This window comes from Bacillus sp. SSR7, from assembly GCF_055902415.1.
This window is the reverse complement of the sequence record NZ_JBVVXV010000015.1, coordinates 122349-143666: the sequence shown is the minus strand read 5'-3', so window position 1 is coordinate 143666 and position 21318 is coordinate 122349. Positions and strand designations below refer to the sequence as shown.

The 21318-nt window shown below is 37.4% G+C and carries 22 protein-coding genes; 5 read left to right on the top strand and 17 right to left on the bottom strand.

What is annotated here, in order from left to right; genetic code table 11:
• Positions 1-22: 22 nt before the first annotated feature.
• From AC0NJG_RS22640 to AC0NJG_RS22620, 5 genes are all read right to left on the bottom strand, one after another.
• A complete protein-coding gene (locus AC0NJG_RS22640; RefSeq protein WP_474063465.1) occupies positions 23-694 on the bottom strand; it encodes an anti-sigma factor in 672 nt (223 codons plus the stop codon).
• Positions 678-992, bottom strand: coding sequence for an anti-sigma factor (locus AC0NJG_RS22635; protein WP_087955189.1), 315 nt, complete (start codon positions 990-992; stop codon positions 678-680). The genes AC0NJG_RS22640 and AC0NJG_RS22635 overlap by 17 nt, the downstream gene beginning before the upstream one ends.
• Complete coding sequence (locus tag AC0NJG_RS22630; protein WP_000391655.1) at positions 979-1506, bottom strand: RNA polymerase sigma factor; 528 nt, start codon at positions 1504-1506, stop codon at positions 979-981. The genes AC0NJG_RS22635 and AC0NJG_RS22630 overlap by 14 nt, the downstream gene beginning before the upstream one ends.
• A 397-nt stretch (positions 1507-1903) precedes the next feature.
• Positions 1904-3574: an arginine--tRNA ligase gene (gene argS, locus AC0NJG_RS22625; protein WP_087955190.1), complete on the bottom strand. Its 1671-nt coding sequence runs from the start codon at positions 3572-3574 to the stop codon at positions 1904-1906.
• A complete protein-coding gene (locus tag AC0NJG_RS22620; RefSeq protein ID WP_000414867.1) occupies positions 3574-4011 on the bottom strand; it encodes a YwiB family protein in 438 nt (145 codons plus the stop codon). The genes argS and AC0NJG_RS22620 overlap by 1 nt, the downstream gene beginning before the upstream one ends.
• A gap of 202 nt (positions 4012-4213) precedes the next feature.
• Here AC0NJG_RS22620 and AC0NJG_RS22615 point away from each other — a divergent pair, with 202 nt between their 5' ends.
• Positions 4214-5200, top strand: coding sequence for a S66 family peptidase (locus AC0NJG_RS22615; protein WP_474063464.1), 987 nt, complete (start codon positions 4214-4216; stop codon positions 5198-5200).
• A 25-nt stretch (positions 5201-5225) separates the two neighbouring features.
• Here AC0NJG_RS22615 and AC0NJG_RS22610 read toward each other — a convergent pair whose 3' ends face one another.
• Positions 5226-5588: a YxeA family protein gene (locus tag AC0NJG_RS22610; protein ID WP_016719024.1), complete on the bottom strand. Its 363-nt coding sequence runs from the start codon at positions 5586-5588 to the stop codon at positions 5226-5228.
• A gap of 234 nt (positions 5589-5822) precedes the next feature.
• Between AC0NJG_RS22610 and AC0NJG_RS22605 the strand changes: the two genes are divergently transcribed.
• Positions 5823-6860, top strand: coding sequence for a PTS sugar transporter subunit IIC (locus AC0NJG_RS22605; RefSeq protein ID WP_087955192.1), 1038 nt, complete (start codon positions 5823-5825; stop codon positions 6858-6860).
• Between the two features lie 367 nt (positions 6861-7227).
• Here AC0NJG_RS22605 and speB read toward each other — a convergent pair whose 3' ends face one another.
• The 4 genes from speB to AC0NJG_RS22585 all read right to left on the bottom strand — a co-directional run bounded on the left by speB (position 7228) and on the right by AC0NJG_RS22585 (position 10908).
• On the bottom strand, positions 7228-8100 hold the full coding sequence (speB, locus tag AC0NJG_RS22600; RefSeq protein WP_001209831.1) for an agmatinase: 873 nt from the start codon (positions 8098-8100) through the stop codon (positions 7228-7230).
• Positions 8101-8317: 217 nt separating this feature from the next.
• Entirely contained in the window at positions 8318-9145 is an 828-nt protein-coding gene (gene speE, locus AC0NJG_RS22595; protein WP_000424696.1) for a polyamine aminopropyltransferase, read from the bottom strand.
• A gap of 186 nt (positions 9146-9331) precedes the next feature.
• Positions 9332-10495, bottom strand: coding sequence for an MFS transporter (locus tag AC0NJG_RS22590; RefSeq protein WP_474063463.1), 1164 nt, complete (start codon positions 10493-10495; stop codon positions 9332-9334).
• A gap of 5 nt (positions 10496-10500) precedes the next feature.
• Positions 10501-10908: a MerR family transcriptional regulator gene (locus AC0NJG_RS22585; RefSeq protein ID WP_000276566.1), complete on the bottom strand. Its 408-nt coding sequence runs from the start codon at positions 10906-10908 to the stop codon at positions 10501-10503.
• Positions 10909-11060: 152 nt separating this feature from the next.
• Here AC0NJG_RS22585 and AC0NJG_RS22580 point away from each other — a divergent pair, with 152 nt between their 5' ends.
• A complete protein-coding gene (locus tag AC0NJG_RS22580; RefSeq protein WP_087995302.1) occupies positions 11061-11786 on the top strand; it encodes a glycerophosphodiester phosphodiesterase in 726 nt (241 codons plus the stop codon).
• 99 nt (positions 11787-11885) lie between these two features.
• The gene (locus AC0NJG_RS22575; RefSeq protein WP_474063462.1) at positions 11886-13937 is read left to right on the top strand and encodes a transglycosylase domain-containing protein; all 2052 of its coding nucleotides are present in this window, start codon (positions 11886-11888) and stop codon (positions 13935-13937) included.
• A 162-nt stretch (positions 13938-14099) separates the two neighbouring features.
• Here the strand turns inward: AC0NJG_RS22575 and AC0NJG_RS22570 are convergent, their stop codons facing one another.
• Together AC0NJG_RS22570 and AC0NJG_RS22565 are read right to left on the bottom strand one after the other, a co-directional pair.
• Positions 14100-14609, bottom strand: coding sequence for a YwhD family protein (locus tag AC0NJG_RS22570; RefSeq protein ID WP_000136687.1), 510 nt, complete (start codon positions 14607-14609; stop codon positions 14100-14102).
• Positions 14610-14634: 25 nt separating this feature from the next.
• The gene (locus AC0NJG_RS22565; RefSeq protein WP_087955197.1) at positions 14635-15309 is read right to left on the bottom strand and encodes a site-2 protease family protein; all 675 of its coding nucleotides are present in this window, start codon (positions 15307-15309) and stop codon (positions 14635-14637) included.
• Between the two features lie 112 nt (positions 15310-15421).
• On the opposite strand from AC0NJG_RS22565, the gene AC0NJG_RS22560 reads away from it, so the two are divergent.
• Positions 15422-15607 carry a 2-hydroxymuconate tautomerase gene (locus tag AC0NJG_RS22560; RefSeq protein WP_001147171.1) on the top strand — a complete coding sequence of 62 codons (186 nt, stop codon included), beginning with the start codon at positions 15422-15424 and terminating at the stop codon, positions 15605-15607.
• 39 nt (positions 15608-15646) lie between these two features.
• On the opposite strand, the gene AC0NJG_RS22555 is transcribed toward AC0NJG_RS22560, so the two are convergent.
• The 5 genes from AC0NJG_RS22555 to AC0NJG_RS22535 all read right to left on the bottom strand — a co-directional run bounded on the left by AC0NJG_RS22555 (position 15647) and on the right by AC0NJG_RS22535 (position 21129).
• On the bottom strand, positions 15647-16951 hold the full coding sequence (locus tag AC0NJG_RS22555) for an HD domain-containing protein (protein WP_000262739.1): 1305 nt from the start codon (positions 16949-16951) through the stop codon (positions 15647-15649).
• Between the two features lie 146 nt (positions 16952-17097).
• On the bottom strand, positions 17098-18042 hold the full coding sequence (locus tag AC0NJG_RS22550; RefSeq protein ID WP_087955199.1) for an ABC transporter substrate-binding protein: 945 nt from the start codon (positions 18040-18042) through the stop codon (positions 17098-17100).
• A 190-nt stretch (positions 18043-18232) separates the two neighbouring features.
• Positions 18233-19045 carry an ABC transporter ATP-binding protein gene (locus AC0NJG_RS22545; protein WP_000212064.1) on the bottom strand — a complete coding sequence of 271 codons (813 nt, stop codon included), beginning with the start codon at positions 19043-19045 and terminating at the stop codon, positions 18233-18235.
• Positions 19046-19060: 15 nt separating this feature from the next.
• On the bottom strand, positions 19061-20077 hold the full coding sequence (locus AC0NJG_RS22540; protein ID WP_001260777.1) for a FecCD family ABC transporter permease: 1017 nt from the start codon (positions 20075-20077) through the stop codon (positions 19061-19063).
• On the bottom strand, positions 20074-21129 hold the full coding sequence (locus AC0NJG_RS22535) for a FecCD family ABC transporter permease (protein WP_087955202.1): 1056 nt from the start codon (positions 21127-21129) through the stop codon (positions 20074-20076). The genes AC0NJG_RS22540 and AC0NJG_RS22535 overlap by 4 nt, the downstream gene beginning before the upstream one ends.
• Positions 21130-21318 lie beyond the last annotated feature (189 nt).

Genomic DNA, 21318 nt, shown 5'->3' with positions numbered 1-21318 from the left:
TAAAGGCCCTTCCCAAGGGCCTTTATTTTGTTTCCCAATTCACTTTTACAAAACCATCTTTCACCATTAAACCACTTATACTAAATACATACTTTTCATTCGCTTTCAATGTAGCTTTAAAAGTACCTGTTTTCGATTCACAAATCTCCTTTAACTCTCTTATACCTTCTCCTTGCCTTTCATACAAGCTAAAGCATAAATTCCCACGTTTTGCATCTGTCTCATAGGAAAATGTTACTTCTGTGTCTTTTGCATACTCAAGTTCAATATCTTTCCCAGCAATATCCCATGATGAGAATTTTGCCTCATAGCTTGTCTCTCCTTGTTGCTCACTCTCTAAATACATATCACCAGCTCTCCACATATTATCTAACGTTTGAACGAAAGCGAAGCCGCTCAGTAATACAAACATCGCACTGGCAAATATGACAACTAATGTTATCTTTTGTTTTTTCATAGCATTCATCGTATGCTCTCCTTCTATTTTCTTGTTACTTCTTCGTATCATATATAACAAAACTCCAATAAAAAACGGCAATATAATCACTACAACACTCCACCACTTACTTATTCCACGCGTTTTCGCATCTGTATACACCCATGATGTTACACATACTAAAAGTGCTATAAAAGCTAAAAACATTGTAATCCCAGCTATCTCAAATACTACAAATGGATTATCGAACTCTATCATGTAATTTATACTCCTTCTTTAAAAATGACTGTATGACAACATATATAGGAATGTATAGGTGCATCATAATAACTATCGTTATAATGATAGTTATTTTATGATCCAAATGACTAATAAACTGCTCTAGGGTGACTGTTAATATAATCATCCAAATAGCATGAATGAAAATAACCCATCTCTTCTCTAATTTCCGAGCATTTTGCATGCCCTGCTTCGTATTATTTATTAGCTCTTCGCTAGGAATCATCTCTCCCGCTAAACTACTTTTTATCTTTTGATCAAATTTATCTTCCTTCATAAACGAACCCCTCCAAATGTTCTCGCATTTGCTTCTTCGCATAATTAAGGCGGTATTTCACCGTACCAATTGGTATATTTAATATTTCACTCATTTCTTTGTAAGAATATTGTTCATAGTAGTAGAGTACGAGCACTGTTTTATATTTTTCATTTAATAACTGTATAACTTCTCGTATCATTTCTGCTTCGACTTTTTGAATAAATTCTTCTGATATATTCACATCATCTGCATGCTCTATTTCTCCCCCATCTTCTTTATGAAATAAATCCAATACACGATCTTTCCATCTTTTTTTCTTACGATAAAAATCATAAAACGTACGAACACAAATTGTAGTAATCCACTTTTTATAATTCTCCACGTAAGAAAGTTGGTGCCGCGATGAAAAAACCTTTATCCACGTCTCTTGAAAAATATCCTCCGCGTCTTCTTTCGTCTTCGCTAACTTATAGCATAAGGAATATATTTGCTGCTTATATATATCAATTAATTCTTCTACCTTTTCTTCCATCGGAAACCTCCTGTCATTTATATAAGACGACGCAAATTCTCCTTTTGTTTGATAAAAATTTTATTTTTTTATTATCTCCATACAAAAAGGCAATCACAACATCGTGTGATTGCCTTTTACTGAAAGCGAAAAATCGGCTCCGCTTTTCTTTATGTCTAGCTCTGCCTCCTAGCCCCTTCCGTCTAAGAACCTTCCCCACGAGAAGATAAAATGCATCTTCTGTGGGAAAGAACCTTAGCCTTCGGGACTAAACAGTCGGCTCCGCTTTTCTTTATTGTCCAGCTCCAGCGGCTAGAATACTCGGTGGCTTCGCGCCTTCCTCCGAGGCAAAGTACGCCTCTCTGTCAGGAGCTCCATCCCCCTCCTATTCTAAACGAGTCGCTTCCGCTTTTCTTAATTACATTTTTTCTGGTGCAGATACTCCTACGATTGCTAATGCGTTTTGAAGTGTAGTGCGTACTGCTTTCATTAACTCGTAGCGAGCTTTACTTAATTCTAAGTTATCTTGGTTTAATACTTTTTCTGCATTGTAGAAGCTGTGTAATGCTGCTGCTAATTCAAATGCATAGTTTGTAATACGGTGTGGTAAACGTTTTTGTGCTGCATCCGCAACTACTGCTGGGAATTCACCAAGTTTTTTCAGTAACTCTACTTCTTTCTCAGAAGTAACAAGTTTGTAATTCACGTCTCCGCCTGTAGCTAATCCTAATTCTTCACCTTGGCGAAGGATACTGCATACGCGAGCGTGAGCGTATTGTGCATAGTATACTGGGTTTTCATTAGATTTTGATACAGCTAAGTCCATATCGAAGTCTAAATGAGAATCACCGCTACGCATTGCAAAGAAGTAACGCATTGCGTCTACGCCTACTTCTTCCATAAGCTCACGAAGTGTGACTGCTTTACCTGTACGTTTACTCATTTTCATTTTTTCACCATTTTGGTACAGTTGTACCATTTGGATGATTTCTACTTCTAACGTGTCTTTATCGTAACCAAGCGCTTGAATAGCAGCTTTCATACGAGGAATGTAACCGTGGTGGTCAGCACCCCAAATGTTGATTAACTTATCGAAACCACGCTCTAATTTATCACGATGATACGCGATATCTGGCGTTAGGTACGTGTAAGAACCGTCGTTTTTAATTAATACACGGTTTTTATCATCACCGTAAGTCATAGAACGGAACCAAGTTGCCCCATCTTCTTCAAAAATCTCATCGCGCTCTTTTAATACAGCAAGAGCTTGATCGATTTTTCCGTTTTTGTATAATGATGTTTCTGAGAACCATACATCAAATTTAACACGGAAACTTTCTAAGTCTTTTTGAAGTTTTGCTAACTCATATTTTAAACCGTACTCACGGTAGAATTCATAACTTTCTTTTTCATCAGCTTTCGCATAACGATCGCCAAACTCTTCAGCTAAACGCTTACCGATTGCAATAATGTCCGCACCATGGTATCCGTCTTCTGGCATTTCTTTCTCTAAGCCTAAAGCCTGCATATAACGAGCTTCAACAGAAAGAGCTAAGTTATGGATTTGGTTACCAGCATCATTAATGTAGTACTCACGAGATACATCGTATCCTGCTTTTGCTAATAAGTTACATAACGTGTCACCTACTGCTGCACCACGTGCATGTCCTAAGTGAAGGTCACCTGTTGGATTCGCAGATACGAACTCAACTTGTACTTTTTCACCTTTACCAGTATTCGTTTCACCGTAAGCTTCACCAGCATTAACGATCGTTGGGATTAAGTCTGTTAAGTAGCTATTATCCATGTAGAAGTTAATGAAACCAGGACCTGCGATTTCAATCTTTTCAATAGAAGCTTTTGCTTTATCGAAGTTTGCAACTAATTCTTCTGCGATCATACGAGGTGCTTTCTTTGCAACGCGTGCAAGTTGCATTGCCATATTTGTAGAAAAGTCACCATTTGTCTTATCTTTTGGAGATTCTAATACAACGTTTGGAATCTGTTCTTCTGTCGCTAATTCTGCCTTTAATACAGCAGCTTGAATTTCTTCTTTAATTAATCCTTTTACTTGTTCTAAAGAATTCATTATTTTGCCTCCTTCAAATTGATCGTAATTGTATATCTGCCAGCTTCTTGTTCACTTAGAAGCAATGCGTACGTTAAGAAGAGTTGTCCTTTTTTCTTTTCATCCGACCATTTAAAAAGAACGTTATCAGTCTTTGTTTGCAATGCAAACGTACCAAGTTCACTCGTGTACGTACCAGTTGTCCATTCACCTTTCACATGCGTTTGACGCATAGAAACAGCACCTGAACGCATAATGAGAACTTGTTCATCTTGAATTTTAATAATTGTTTTTACTTCGCCCTGTTCGTTCGGCTCTTGGAATGTTACGTATGTACCTTGACCTTTTACATAGTATTGACCATTTGCTTCAAAAGCAACGGTTTCCTTCCTCGCCCCTTCACGGATTTCTGTTACGAAATGAACGTGTACCGGCAAGCCTGCAAGTTGTTTCTCCACGTCTTGCACACCTTTCAAATGTTATAGATATTAAATACTACTTATAATAAATCACTTTTCCTATCATATCAAAAAAAACCTCTGTCTGTCTGCTGAAAAATCAGGAAAACTCCATTTCAAAAAATAATTCACTTTCACTTTATTTCATATGATAAAATATTTTTTAAATCTAAATATTCTTTCATTTAAAGAGGTGAATGAAGTGCTACCAACAAAATTGAAAAAAGGTAATGAAATTAGAGTTATTTCACCATCTTGTAGTTTAAGTATTGTCTCAACTGAAAACAGGAAGCTTGCTGTAAAAAGGTTAACCGACATGGGCTTTCACGTTACATTTTCAACATATGCTGATGAAATAGACAAATTTGCTTCCTCTTCTATTTCTTCACGCGTTCAAGACCTTCACGAAGCATTTAGAGACCCGAATGTAAAAGCCATTTTGACGACACTTGGCGGATACAACTCTAACGGTTTATTGAAACACCTCGATTATAATTTAATTCGAGAAAATCCGAAGTTCTTCTGTGGTTATTCTGATATTACCGCTTTAAATAATGCCATCTACGCAAAAACAGGACTCGTTACATATTCAGGACCCCATTTCTCTTCATTTGGAATGGAGAAAGGTCTCGAGTATACGAACGATTACTTTTTACAATGCTTAACTTCTACTGATCCTATTGAAGTCCTACCATCTGAAACATGGAGTGATGATTCTTGGTACATTGATCAGGAAAATCGAGAATTTATTAAGAATGAAGGATATGTTTCGATTCACGAAGGCGAAACAACTGGAGAGATTATTGGTGGTAATATGAGCACCTTAAACTTGCTACAAGGTACACCATATATGCCAAACTTAAAGGATAAAATTTTATTTCTTGAAGAGGATAGTTTAACTGGGAGAGCTACTCTTAAAACTTTTGATCGATATTTACATTCTCTTATGCAGCAACAAGATTTTGAACATGTAAAAGGCATCGTTATAGGAAAGATGCAAAAAGGTGCAGAATGTACGATAGAAGACATGCAAGAAATGATTGCTTCAAAGCCTGAGCTTGCACATATCCCTATCATTGCAAACGCAAGTTTCGGTCATACAACCCCGATTTTCACTTTTCCAATTGGCGGACGTGTAAAAATCATTTCTAACAAAGAAAAAACATCTATTACTATTTTAACGCACTAAAAAAGGGGCGAATGAGTCGCTCCTTTTATCGTTTTTCTATTTTTTCCAACGCTTTTTGCGGAATTGATTCTTTCGGGATTTCAGCCCATCCTTTTCCTTGCATACCTTTTGCATAAATTTTTATAAAAGCACCCGTATGCAATTCACGGTTCATCATTCTTTTAATAACCTGTAACTTCCCGTCTTCTGTATACCCTTTAAAAGTATACAAGTATTCTCCGTCTTTTTTCTCACCTTTATCTATCACCGCATAATAATCTTGTATTTCTTTATTTGAAAAGAAGTTGTCTACAAAAGCATGTACACCTTCTGTTTTTGTGTTCAAATAATACGCTGTTCCACCTAGAATAATGGCGAATACAGCTAAAACTTTAATTACCAATTTCATACATGAACCTCCTGTTTGCACTTCTTTTTCCCTAGTCATATATCTATACTTGTATTATACGAAAAATGGCATACTATACTCTATCTAAAAGTCTTACACTTTCCTTACATTATTGTAAGGCATTTTCACCTTATAGCCATTTCCCAATAAAAATTTTTTCCGTTTCATGAACTTTTATATTATTATTGAATGATACGAATTTTTATTACAAAAATCAAAGGAGACAGTTTTCAAATGGCTATCTTGCAAGGTTTAGCACTATTACTTGTTGTACTTTGTCTATTTACACTTTTCAGTTACCGTGCGCCTTACGGAATGAAGGCGATGGGTGCTTTAGCTAATGCAGCAATCGCAAGCTTTCTTATTGAAGCATTTCACCGTTATATCGGTGGAGAAATGTTTCATAATGACTTTTTACAATCAGTAGGAGAAGCTTCCGGTAGTATGAGCGGTGTCGCAGCAGCGATTTTAGTCGCATTAGCAATTGGTGTTTCCCCCGTATATGCTGTTTTAATCGGTATCGCTACTAGTGGATTCGGTATTTTACCAGGATTTTTCGCTGGATACGTTTGTGCCTTCGTCGTGAAATTTCTCGAAAAAAAATTACCGGCTGGTGTAGAGTTTTTAGCAATTTTATTTATCGCTGCACCAATCTCACGCGGAATGGCAATGCTTATGGATCCGCTCGTTAACGCAACACTGGGTAAAATCGGTTCTATGATTTCAGTTGCAACTACAGAAAGCCCTATTATCATGGGTATTATGCTTGGTGGATTAATAACAGTTATTTCTACCTCTCCACTGAGTTCTATGGCACTCACTGCAATGCTTGGATTAACAGGTTTACCAATGGCAATTGGTAGTCTTGCCGTAGCAGCCTCAGCCCCAATGAACTTTATTTTCTTTAAACGACTAAAGATTTGTTCAAAGAAAGACACAATTGCTGTAGCAATCGAACCTTTAACACAAGCCGATGTTGTTTCAGCAAATCCGATTCCAATTTATGCGACAAACTTCGTTGGCGGTGCACTTGCTGGTATTATTACATCTCTGTTCCAGCTCGTTAATAATGCACCAGGAACAGCATCACCAATCCCAGGACTTCTTGTTTTATTCGGATTTAATGACGTTGTAAAAGTAACAATTGCTGCTGTATTATGTGGAATCGTTACCACGATTGTTGGATACATCGGATCAATCGTGTTCCGTAAATATCCAATTCGCTCTGCTGATGACATTCGCGGCATTACTTCGGAAGAGAAGGTTGCATAAGAAAAAGAGCTATTCCCGTTGTTTGGGAATAGCTCTTTTTTGTGTTGTATGACGGTAAATCAAATTATATCAGCGATTTTTTAAATATATCAGTGCAACTCGAATTATATCGGCGATTTTTCAAATATATCGATCACAACTCAAAATATATCAATGATTTTTTCATTATATCGACGATTCGACAAGACATATCGACTTACCGACACATAACGACAAAATAAGAGCCCCTAATCATATAGAGAGCTCTTATTTTATCCAGCTACAGCGGCTAGAATGATCGGTGGCTTCGCTTCTTCCTTCGAGGCAAAAAGCGCCTCTACGTCTGAAGCTCCATCCCCCTCACATTCTGAGCGAGCCGCTTCCGCTTTTATTTTACCCAACCGAGCAGCATTTCCCGCACGAATTTGCTTGCTGCGACTGGTGTTTGATCACTATGGTCGTAGACAGGAGCTACTTCTACTAAGTCCGCTCCAACTACATTTATATTTGAATTTGCAATTGCTACGATGGAATCTAATAATTCTTTAGATGTGATACCGCCAGCTTCTAACGTTCCTGTTCCTGGAGCGTGAGCTGGGTCTAATACATCAATGTCGATTGTGACATAGACTGGGCGTCCTGCAAGTTTCGGTAATACTTCTTTTAACGGTTCTAATACGTCAAATTTATATAAGTTCATACCTACTTCTTTCGCCCATTCAAATTCTTCCTTCATTCCAGAACGAATTCCGAAAGAATATACGTTTTCCGGACCAATTAAATCACACACTTTACGAATTGGTGTAGAGTGGGATAAAGGCTCCCCTTCATACGATTCACGTAAATCAGTATGAGCATCCATATGGATGATTGCTAAATCCGGATATTTTTTTGCCATTGCCTTAAAAATTGGCCAAGACACTAGGTGCTCACCGCCAAGACCTAGTGGAAACTTATCGGCATCTAAAAGTTTTGATACATATTCTTCAATCATGTCTAAGCTGCGTTGTGCGTTTCCGAATGGTAATGGGATATCACCCGCATCAAAATATTTTACCTCTTCTAGTTCACGATCTAAATACGGACTATATTCTTCAAGACCGATTGATACTTCACGAATACGTGCAGGGCCAAAACGAGATCCTGGACGGTAACTTACTGTCCAATCCATAGGCATCCCATAAATAACTACCTTTGACTCTTCAAAACTTGGATGACTTTTAATAAATACTTTACCTGAATAAGCTTCATCAAAACGCATATTCTTTTCCTCCTTATGTGGAACTTAAGGTATCCCAACCTTTCATTATTTCTCAAATTTGGAGCGCATTGCTCCTCTTTCTCGATTTACCGGGTCTTCTGTTTCATAACAAGAAGACGATTTTCTTTACAGGAGTATAAGTAGCTAGCATGTTCAAGTCTTCTGGACAAACACCTTAAATGAGCTACTTGCACTTTATTTGTTTAATACGATTCCCTTACTTAATTAAATCGCCAACAAATTTCGGTAATGCGAATGCTGCATTGTGTAATTCTTTTGTGTAGTATTTCGTTTCGATTTCGTGGAAACGCTCTTCACTTACTTCTAATGGATCATGTTTTTTAGATCCAATTGTGAACGTCCAAAGGCCACTTGGGTAAGTTGGAATGTTCGCTGTGTATAAACGAGTAATTGGGAAGATCTCTTTTACGTCTTTAAACACAGTTGTAATTAGTTCTGGTGTGAACCAAGGGTTGTCCGTTTGTGCAACGAAAATACCGTCTTCTTTTAACGCTTTAGAAATTCCAGCGTAGAAACCTTTTGTAAATAAGTTTACTGCTGGTCCTACCGGCTCAGTAGAATCTACCATAATTACGTCATATTCATTTTCGCTTTCTGCGATGTGTAGGAAACCGTCTCCTACTTTTACTTCTACACGCTCATTGTCTAATGCGCCTGCAATTGATGGTAAGTATTGTTTAGAGTACTCAATTACTTTTCCATCGATTTCAACAAGAGTTGCTTTCTTTACGCTTGGGTGCTTTAACACTTCACGAATAACACCACCATCGCCACCACCTACAACTAATACGTTTTCAGGGTTTGGATGTGTAAATAAAGGTACGTGCGCTACCATTTCATGATAAACGAACTCATCTTTTTCTGTTGTCATAACCATGCCGTCTAAAATAAGCATGTTTCCGAACTCTTCCGTTTCAACCATATCAAGTTTTTGGAATTCTGTTTGCTCCGTATGTAATGTGCGGTTAATACGCGCCGTAATCCCAAAATGTTTTGTTTGTTTTTCAGTGAACCATAGTTCCATCGTACAATCACGCCTTTCAATGCAAATTTATAATAGGGACATCATTAATGTCCCCTAACAAAAATAAAACAAAACATCCAAAAAGTATAGTTAAAAGTACAAAAATACCGAAAATATATTTTAGTCAGAGGGTTCTAACATATATACGAAAAGGGATTGCCCTGTAATAGGAAAGAAAACCCTTTCTTAAGAAAGGGCTTTTGTCTCTACTTCCACCGACTTTCGAACCGGAATTAAAATCATTACACAACCGACTAGCACAACAATTCCACCGACTAAAAACGGACTTTGCGGTGAAACAGTGTGACCAATGATTCCTGATAAGATTGGAGCAATTGCGCCACCTAACCAACGAACGAAGTTATAAACACCAGATGTAACAGATCTTTCATAAGGTGAAATATCCATTACATAACTTGTAAATAATGCATTATTTAATCCTGATGCTAATCCTGATAGAACAATTAATACAATTTGTAACCACATAATTTTCACAAAGAATAGTGCAATTAAGAACAGGGAAAATACGAGTAAACTGCCTTTTAACAATGTTTTCGGCTCATATTTCCCTTCTAGCTTATGTGCTAAAATTGCAGAACCGTAAGCTAACGCGAGTCCCCATCCACAAAATACAAATCCTAATTGAATAGCAGATAAATGCATAATAAGTGGTGAATATGCTAACACAACGAAAAATCCGTAGTAGTATAACATTCCTGAAATCGCGCCTTGCATAAATGGTTTATACTTCACCAGGTTAAGTAATTCTCCTACGCCTGCCGCTTTACGTTTCACTTTTCGCTCTGGTTCTTTCACAAAAAAGAAAACTAAAATAAATGCTAAGAAAATTAAAATACTCGTTGCGAAAAATGGGTAACGCCAAGAATGTCCACCTAATATACCACCTAATAATGGTCCGCCCGCCATTCCTAAACCGATGGCTGCTTCATATAATCCTACTGCTTCATGAACTTCTTTACTTAATGCAATCAATAATGTCATCGCCGTTGCGAAGAACATTGCATTTCCTAATCCCCATCCAGCGCGGAAAAGAGATAATTGAGCAATCGTTTGCGATACACCACATATAAACGCAAATACAGTTACGATCGCAAGACCAATTGTCATCATTCTTTTATCACCAAATCTTGATGCAAATATACCAGCTGGTAACATCATAATTGCCATCGTTAAAATATACGCTGTAAATAACATCTCGACTTGCCAATGCGTTGCCCCAATCTTTTCAGCAATAATCGGCAAAATTGGATCGACTACCCCTATACCTGAAAAGGCAAGGAAAGTAGCCACCACTGTAATCAATCTCCCTATTTTTTGTTTGCTCTCCATTTTGATTACTCTCCTTTTGTATTCTCTAAAAATGTCACTGCACGGTGTAAACTATCCTCAAGTTCCGCCTTCACACGCTGCATTTGCTCCATTTTCTCGTCTAGCGTTTGCACTTGTTTCTCAAGCATCTCTTTAATTTCTTGAATTACTTCACGATCACGAGGGTTCTCACTATTTCTTCTTTGCTCCATTCTTTCTTTTAACGATAAGAAATGTTGCATTTCTTGAAGCGTAATTCCTAGCACTTCTTTTGCTTCTACAATCCTTTTGATTCTTGCAATATCCTCATCTGTATACAGGCGAATATTTCCCTCACTACGTTCTGGAGGATGAATTAAACCAATTTCCTCATAATAACGAAGTGTACGTTTTGTTAAACCAACTTGTTTCGTGACTTCATCAATCTTATACATGTTTATTCCTCCCTTCACTCGATTATTACATTTTACGTTAACGTTAACTTTTGTGCAACTGTTAGACTTTTGTAAATGTTTGTCATATTAAATTGTATTTTTTCAAAAGCAGTTTCATAATGAAAGAAAAGAAACGATAAGGAGAATTTCACATGAGTAAACCACTTATTTTCGCTCATCGCGGCGTAAAAGGAACACATCCAGAAAATACGATGATTGCCTTCCAAGAAGCTGAACGCATTGGCGCCCACGGAATTGAACTTGATGTCCACCTATCCAAAGATGGTGAACTTGTCGTGATTCACGATGAAACAGTCAATCGTACAACAAATGGCATGGGTCTTGTTTCTGAAAAAACGGTAGAAGAGTTACAAGCTTTAGATGCCGGCAGCCATAAAGATCCTTCTTTCCATGAAGCAAAAATCCCAACGTTACGAGAAGTATTTATTTGGTTATCTACAACAAGCTTACAACTCAATATTGAATTAAAAACAGACGTCATTCACTATCCAAACATTGAAGAAAAAGTTGTTGCTCTCGTTCGAGAATATCATCTTTCTAATCAAATTGTATTCTCTTCATTTAATCACGACTCTGTTTCATTATTAGCAGAAATAGCTCCTGAAATCCCAAGAGCAATTTTATATGATACACCACTTGCTGACCCTATCGCTGAAGCAAAAAATAGAGATGCAACTGGTTTACACCCAAACTTTCAACTACTAACAAAGGAATTTGTTCAACTCGCGCAAAAGCAAGGGTATGTTTTCCGCCCTTATACAATTAATGAATACAAAGATTTACAAACTATGATTGATTATGGCGTAGATGTCATTATTACCGATTGGCCAGCACGTGCCTTTGAGCTCCTTTCTTAATTGAAGGGGCTCTTTGTTTTCGAAATTTCATTGTTTAAAATAATCGAAAACCCTCAATACTAATACAATAATGTTTGTATGAATGAGGGGCTGAAAAAGATGGATCAAACTATGAATCCGAAACTTAAAAAATATAAACGTCTTTTCTTCACCGTAATGTTTTCTTCTGTTCTTTTTTTCGTTTTTTCCTTTTTTGTTATTATTATAGTTGCAAAAATTATGGGACCTCCTCCTGTGGCTGTCCCGCAAACAAGTGTCTTTTATGCCAATGATGACACTGTTATAGGACAAAGTAATGAGGTACAAAAACGATACAATGTATCTCTCAATGAAATTTCTCCTTATGTAAAAGAGGCAACACTTTCTATCGAAGATCAAAGGTTCTACAAACATCATGGCTTTGATATGAAGCGTATCGCTGGTGCCATTGTTGCTGATTTAAAAGCGATGGCAAAAGTCCAAGGCGCTAGTACGATTACACAACAGTATGCCCGTAACCTATACTTAGATCATGATAAAACGTGGAAACGTAAACTATTAGAAGCAATGTACACAATCCGTCTTGAAGTGAATTATAATAAAAATCATATTTTAGAAGGATATTTAAATACAATTTATTACGGGCATGGTGCTTATGGAATCGAAGCTGCGTCCCGTCTATATTTTGATAAAACAGCAAAAGAATTAACATTAGCGGAAGCTAGTATGCTTGCAGGTATACCAAAAGGACCTAGTGTCTACTCTCCCTTTTTAAAAGAAGATCGTGCGAAAGAACGACAATCTCTTATATTAGATGAAATGGTAGAACAAGGTTATATTACGAAGAAACAAGCAGCTTCAGCGAAGAAAGAATCACTAACTTTCGCTTCATTAGATACGAAAAAAGTAGCAGAGGTCGCGCCTTATTTCCAAGATGCTGTACAAGCTTCTCTTCTTCGTGATATCGGATTAGATGAGCAAGCCTTACAAAAAGGCGGCTTGCGTATTTATACAACGCTAGACCCGAAATTACAATCGGTTGCAGAGCAAGCTGTAAAAGACCACATACCTGACACGACAAACATACAAACTGCGCTCGTCTCTATGAATCCAAAAACAGGGGAAGTAGCTGCCCTTGTTGGTGGAACTGATTATAATACAAGTCAATTTAACAGGGCTACACAAGCCGCTCGCCAGCCTGGATCTACATTTAAGCCATTCCTGTATTATGCGGCATTAGAACGAGGATTCACCCCTGCTACGCGCTTAAAAAGCGAATACACCGTGTTCACTTTAGGTGACGGTGTTTCAAAGTATAAACCGAAAAACTATAAAGACTATTATGCAGACGATTTTGTAACAATGGCGCAAGCTCTTGCGGTCTCTGATAACGTCTATGCCGTGAAAACCAATTTATTTTTAGGCGAAGACATTCTTACAAAAACGGCGAAGCAATTCGGCATTAAGAGTGCATTAAAAGACGTCCCTTCCCTTGCGCTCGGTACATCTCCTGTAAAACCAATTGAAATGGTTAACGCTTATAGCACGTTCGCAAACGGGGGAAAAGAAGTAAAACCGATTTTCATTCGCCGCATTATGGATCATGAAGGAAATATTTTATACGATGCTCATTTGGAGAGTAAACAAGTTCTTGATAAGAGCAAAGCATTTGTGATGGAAGAAATGATGACAGGCATGTTTAATAAAAAACTAAGCAGTTATGCTGCCGTAACTGGTCAATCAATGTTATCTAAGCTATCAAGAACCTATGCCGGAAAATCTGGCTCTACTGAAACAGATAGTTGGATGATTGGGTTTACCCCGCAAATCGTAACTGGCGTATGGGTTGGATATGATCAACCTAAATCAATTTCAAACGTAGCAGAACAAGGCTATGCGAAAAGAATATGGACCGATACGATGGAGAAAGGCTTAGATGGACAACCTAAAAAAGAGTTTAAACAACCCAGTGACGTTGTTGCAGTTGATATTAACCCTGAAAACGGGAAAATTGCTACAAAAAATTGCCCAATTTCAGTGAAAATGTATTTTGCAAAAGGTACAGAACCAACTGAATATTGTATGGATCACGTTGATGATAAAGAGGAATTTGAAAAGACAACTGAAGAAAAGAAAAAAACAAGTTGGTGGAAAAAATATCTTCCTTGGTAGAATATCAGGCTATTTCACTGAACGTGGAATAGCCTGATATTGTCATTCTTTGTCGGTAAGTCGATATTCCTTGTCGAATCGTTGATATATTTTCATACAACAAGCCAAAATAAAAAGGATGTCTCACTAGTCAACAATCGACTAGTGAGACATCCTTTTCTTTTATTCACTTAATAATGCACGGCGCAATTCTTCGCTAGATTCGTTCCAAATCGCTTCATTATGTTCTTTTAAGAATGTACCAAGTACTTTTTTAGATGATTCGTCCATATGGTCAACCATAATGTGACGCTTCAATGATTTATCCATTTTGTTTACGTGCTCTGGAAGTGATTTATATCCGCGGCGAATCTCACGGTCAACTGTCATTTCACAAGCTGTTACACCTGCGTAATACGCACCTGTCGCAGTTCTTTCAATCGTTACCCAAACAAGCCAGTATGGTTTTCCGTTTGGAACTTCATCTTTATTTGTTAAAAACTTAATACCTTTTTCTACTGTACTACGCGCGTGCATCGCACCAATATCAACGAATGCAGTTTTCTCTAGTACATCAACAAATACAGGTGAAATGTTTTCTAAGCTTAATGCCCCAACACCAAATCCACCATGTCCATCTGTTGAATCATTTTTCACGATATTAAAACCGATTTTTTTCTTTTTCTCTGTCATATGTATATTCCTCCTCACTTAATGATTATAAAAGGCCAAAGATAGGCGCAATGATACTGTTTAAAAATGCAAATACGTATGGAATGACAACACTAAAAATAGGTTGGATTGTGTAATTGCTAAGCGGTGTAATAACTAGAATTAATAAAGCAATTGCCCCGTATTTTTCATACTGTGTCATTTTCGCACGAATATTTGTTGGTGCTAAATCCTCCACTACGCGATATCCATCAAGTGGCGGGATTGGTAATAAGTTAAATACAAGTAAAACGATATTCAACATAATAAAAATCTGGAAAAATTGAGCTAACGTATCTGCTACTGCAAATGGAATTGAGTCTAATACACCAAATGTTAATAAGCTATACCAAATAATTAAACCAATTGCACTTAAAATTAAATTACTAATCGGTCCTGCAATTGAAACTAATACCCCTGCAAGACGAGGTCTTTTAAAGTTATATGGGTTAACAGGAACTGGTCTTGCCCAACCGAAACCAAGAATTAATACAGCAATCATCCCGATAGGATCTAAATGTGCCATCGGTGATAAAGTTAAGCGCCCTTGTCTCTTTGCTGTATCGTCTCCAAATTTATATGCTACATATGCATGCGCAAATTCATGCACTGATAACGCAATAATAATGGCCATTGCTACCAAAGGAATTTGGTGCAACGGGTATCTAAATAACTGATCCATGTTTCATCTCCTCTTCCATATGTCAAAAAAAGAAATTATTTGTTTTTTCGATTGTTCTTCCCCATAATCCGCTATAATAAGAGTGTAACTTACATAAAAGGAGCGATTATATATGCCATACGTAACAGTGAAAATGCTAGAAGGACGCACAGAAGAACAAAAGAAAGCTCTTGCTGAGAAAGTAACAGCAGCAGTAAGCGAAACAACTGGTGCTCCTGAAGAAAACATCGTTGTTTTCATCGAAGAAATGTCTAAAAACCATTATGCAGTTGGCGGAAAACGCTTAAGCGACAAATAATTTCAAGTTTTTTCATAAGAAGCAGCTCTTAGCTGCTTCTTATTTTTTTCCTTCTAGTAACTCGATGATTCTCTCTTTATATTTTCCTTTTCTTCCATCTTCATAGATTAAATCATGCGGATAGAATAATTTTTGATCCCTTCTCTTCTTACCAGTAATCGCCTCAACAATATCCGATTCACGTGAAAGCTCTCTAAGCTCTCCATTTGGCATAAGAAGTAAGATTGGTAAACGCTCTTCTTCTTCACCCGCTCGGTAGAAGTCGTACGGTAAGTCTGATGTCGAATCAACAACTAAATAGTACTCAGGATCGAGTCCAATCTTTTTAAATAAACTACTTAATTCCATCCAATTATCTAAACCATGCTTATCTGTAAACTCTACGTATTTAAATAGGTTTCGATTCATAAAGCGGCGGCATAAATCGCTTAAAATTGGATCTTCTTCGTCTTGCCATACTTGGAAGTAATAATACATAACGTTCTCGTCTAACTTTAAATAATCCTCTACTGTTACTTCTTCTTCAAATAAGGAATAGAAATGAACCGGATGATTTTTAAATGTATAATACTTCTCGTGCAATGATTTTGCACGGTGTAAAATCTTCGTTAAAATAACTTCGGCACTTCGCGTTACCGGGTGGAAATATACTTGCCAATACATTTGATAACGACTCATAATATAATGCTCAACAGCATGCATACCACTATTTTTAATAACTACTTGATTCCCGTACGGACGCATAACACGCAGTATACGTTCCATATCAAAGTTTCCATATTTTACGCCAGTAAAGTACGCATCCCTTAATAAATAGTCCATGCGATCTGCATCAATTTGACTGGAAATCATGCTAATCGCTAATTTATTAGTAGATGTTTTCGCAATTACATCGGCTACCTTTTGTGGGAAATCTTTATCCACACGACTTAATACGCGATTAATCTCCGTATCTCCAACGATAATCTTTTGCGTAAATTTCTCATGGTCTAATGAAAATACTTTTTCAAACGAATGAGAAAATGGACCGTGACCGACATCATGAAGTAATGCCGCACATAAACATAACAATCTATCTTCAGCATTCCAATTCGGCCTGCCATCAAACACATCATCAATCATACGACGAATAATTTCATATACACCTAACGAATGAGTAAAGCGACTATGCTCTGCACCGTGAAATGTAAAAAATGTCGTTCCAAGCTGCTTAATACGGCGCAAGCGTTGAAATTCTTTCGTTCCGATTAAATCCCAAATAACACGATCGCGCACGTGCACATATTTATGTACCGGGTCTTTAAACACTTTTGTTTCGCTGAGTTTGTCGTTTAAATATACCACCTTCCGACATCCCCCTTTCTTTACTGCATTCTTACTATATATTATAAACGAAATAGGAAACAGAAAGAAATGAAAGACTATATTAATTGCCCTTATATAAAGAAAAAATCACTTTTACCGGGGTAAAAGTGATCTCTTTTTATACATTATTTCCCTAAAACGAACGCAGCAACTTCATCTAAGATCATTTCTTTACCTAGCGGGAAGTAACCTTTGTTTAAGTCTTCATTTTTAATTGTAAATACGTGGTTATTTTTAACAGCGTTCATATTTTTCCAAATTGATTCTTCTTGGAATTCTTTTAGACGCTGAGAACCGTCACCAGTCGTAAATACGAATAAGTAATCTGGGTTGTAATCAATTAAAGCTTCTTTTTGTACTTGTACTAAAGGTTTATCAGTTGGTGTACCTTTAACTGCTGGTAATTTTAAATCGTTAAAGATTACGCTACCGTAACCGTAGTCACCGTATACGCGGAAGGCGTTTGGATATGCAGCCATCTTCATGAATGTAGCATCGCCAGTTTTCGCTACGATTTTGTCATGTAATTTGCTTGCTTTTTCATCATACTGTTTGAACCATTCTTTTGTTTCTTTCTCTTTACCGAAGATTTGACCTACTTCTTCGAATTTTGGACGCCATTGGTCTAATGGAGTTTTTAACATAACTGTTGGTGCAATTTTAGATAATTGATCATAAATCTTTTCTTGACGATTGTTTACAAGAATTAAATCTGGTTTTGCAGCAGCTACTGCTTCAATGTTAATTTTATCGCCCCAAGCAGAGCCAACTGGTTTAACGTCTTTTAATTTATTTGCAATATGTGCATCAATTTTTTCTTGAGATGTATTAGCAGTAATAATTGGTTTCATACCAAAAATTAATAATTCTTCTGTTGAACCACTAAGGTCAGCAATTTTCTTTGGATTTGCAGGGATTTTAATTTCCCCTTTTGCATGTTGTACAGTGCGCTCTTCAGTCTTCGCATCTTTCGCATCTGCTTTCTTCTCTTCTTTGTTAGAACAAGCTGCAAATAGTACAGAAGTAACGACTAGTACCATTGCTAATAACGCCATTTTAAAATTCTTCATGTTCCCACTCCTTCTAGCTGTATTTCTCTTATAAGTTACAATGAACTATAAGAAACAAGATTAACAATTAATCAATATATATTTATTAATTGTTGTTTATGCCCCGTTCTAACGGGTGTTCAACTTCCTATTTACTAATAAGAAGCTCAACGTCCATTAGAAGCCCCCCTCTTTACGAGGGGGATTCTACTTATGCTTTTTTACGCAATTGATTACTAATCATCGCTAAATCATATGTTAAACAAATTGGTTTGCAGTTTACTGGACATGGAACGATTTGAGCTTCGATCTCAAATACACTGCGAAGTGTTTCACTCGTCATCACTTCGTCTGGCGTTCCTTGTTTCATTAACTTACCAGCTTTTAATGCAATCATATGATCTGAGAAACGAGAAGCATGGTTTAAGTCATGGATAACCATAACAATCGTTCTACCTTCTTCTTCGTTTAACTTTTTCAATAAGTTTAATACTTCTAATTGATGAGCCATATCTAAGTACGTTGTCGGTTCATCTAATACAAGTAATTCTGTCCCTTGTGCAAGAGCCATCGCAATCCATACGCGTTGGCGTTGGCCACCTGATAACGCCTCTGCTGGACGATTTGCGAATTCTGTCATTCCCGTCACTTCAAGTGCCCAATGAATATAGCGATAATCCTCTTCTTTCAACGTTCCAAATCCTTTTTGATGAGGAAAGCGCCCATATGAAACGAGTTCAAATACAGTAAGGCCAGTTGGCACTTCTGCAGTCTGTGGTAAAATTGCCATTTTCTTTGCGATTTCTTTCGTTGGTTGTTTCTCGATTGCTTTTCCGTCAAGATAAACAGTACCTTTTTTCGCCTTCAAAATACGAGAAGCCGTTTTTAATAATGTGGACTTCCCACAACCATTTGGTCCAATAATTGTTGTAATTTTCCCTTCCGGAATTTCAACTGTTAATCCATCAATAATTAACCCTTCATTATAGCCAACAGATACCGCATCAACTGCTAAAGTTGCCATACAAAAAGCCTCCCTTTATTTTGTCCTCATAAGTAAGTATATGAAATACGGTGCACCAATTACAGAAATAACAAGACCGACCGGTATTTCTGAAGTTGTTAACACACTTCTTGAAATTACGTCTGCGAATAAAAGTAAAAACGTTCCTATTAGTGCAGCGGTAGGCAGCATAATTTGATGTTTACCACCAACAAGGCGCCTCGCTAAATGCGGAGCCATTAAACCGATAAAACCAATTCCTCCGGCAACAGCAACAGATGCACCAGCTAAACAAACTGCAATAAATAATAATTTACGTCTTTCTTTTTCTACATTTACACCAAGGCCAACTGCTGTGGAGTCGCCTAGGTTCATTACGTTTAATATGTGAGCCTTACTAATAGCAAGTGGCAAGAAAATAACCATCCACGGAAGTACACTTAGTACAAACTTCCAATCTGTGCCCCATAGACTTCCTGCTAACCAAATCGTAGCAAAACGGAAATCGTTAGATGTCATCTTCATAGAAAAAATTAAACTAACAGCACCAAACCCAGCTGCAACAGCGATACCGACAAGTATTAATCTCGTTGATGAAACGCCGTCTTTCCATGCTAGTAAATAAATAATAACCGCCGCTAATATCGCACCGACTAACGCAAAGAAAGGAAGAATGAATACAGATAAAAATGTACCAGTTCCTACTTTCCCGAAGAAAAAGTAGACAAAGATAACAACTGTTAATCCCGCTCCAGCGTTAATACCGATAATACCTGGATCAGCAAGTGGATTTCGTGATAACCCTTGCAAAATTGCACCTGACATAGCTAAAGCAGATCCAACTAGTATAGCAATGACCATACGCGGCATACGGAATTCAAATAAAATAACAGACTGATCTTCAGCCCCGAGTCCAACCAATGACTTTAATACGTCCATTGGGGGTATTTTAAATGTCCCTGTATTTAAACTCACTAAAAATACAGTAACGATTAATCCTACTAAAATTGTTAAAACAGAAACATTCTTTTTTGTTAAGACACTTGTCCTCACATTTTTCCTCTCCCTTCGTTACGTGCTAAGTAGAGGAAGAATGGAACCCCAATTAGCGCTGTAATTGCTCCAATTGGCGTTTCAAACGGCGGATTAATAACGCGAGATAACATATCTGCACATTCAATTAACAGCCCGCCTAAGACCGCAGAACATGGAATAACCCATCTATAGTCTGAGCCTACAAGGAAACGAGTCATATGTGGGATGACAAGACCAACAAATCCAACCGATCCTGCTATAGAAACTGCCGAACCTGTTAACACAAGAACAAGTACTGTCCCGATAAATTTAATTAATGTCGTATTTTGACCAAGTCCAATCGCAATTTCTTCACCGAAGCTTAAAATTGTAATATACCTCGACATCATAATTGCAATGAAGAGACAAACTAGACCAATCGGTACTAACATATTAATACTTTCCCATTTCACGCCAGCAACTCCGCCTGCGTTCCACATACTCACCTCTTGGGCAAGATTGAAATATAGCGCAATTCCAGATGAAATGGCCCCTAATAAAGCACTAATCGCTGCACCCGCTAAAGCTAATTTCACAGGCGTTAATCCACCTGGTGAAGAAGATCCAATTCCATATACAATGCTCGCTCCAAACGCAGCACCAATAAAAGATGCGATAACGAACAGTAAATAAGGTGAATTAGGGAAGAATGCATACATAATTGCAATTCCAAATACAGCCCCATCTGTAATCCCCATTAACGATGGGGAAGCAAGTGGATTTCGCGTCATACCTTGCATAATTGCTCCTGATACCGCTAAAAAGGCACCTGCAACTACGCCTCCTATTGCTCTAGGCATGCGAAGTTCTTGAATTACGTTATGATGCGTAATAGAACCGTCAAACTGAAACACAGCTTGCCATACAGTCTTTAAACTAATATCTGCAGCACCAAACGAAATAGACAATGCCATGCTTAAAGCTAACAAAATTGTACCTGCTACTAAAATAATAGAAGCAATGAGCGGCCTGCTCTTAATCTCTTTAACATTCACATCTTGCTGTTCTATACTCCTTGCGCTCGCTTCCATCCCTCAACCATCCTAACCAACAACATATGTTTAATTTAATGAAATGAAATTTATTCTCAAATAGCAATAAAAAAATTAAATGAATCGTCCCTTTCCTGATAATGATTCTCAGAATCAGACACCTTCTATTCTACCTATCGCTTCAAAAGACTGTCAACCATTATTTTGAAATACAAATTCATATAGGTC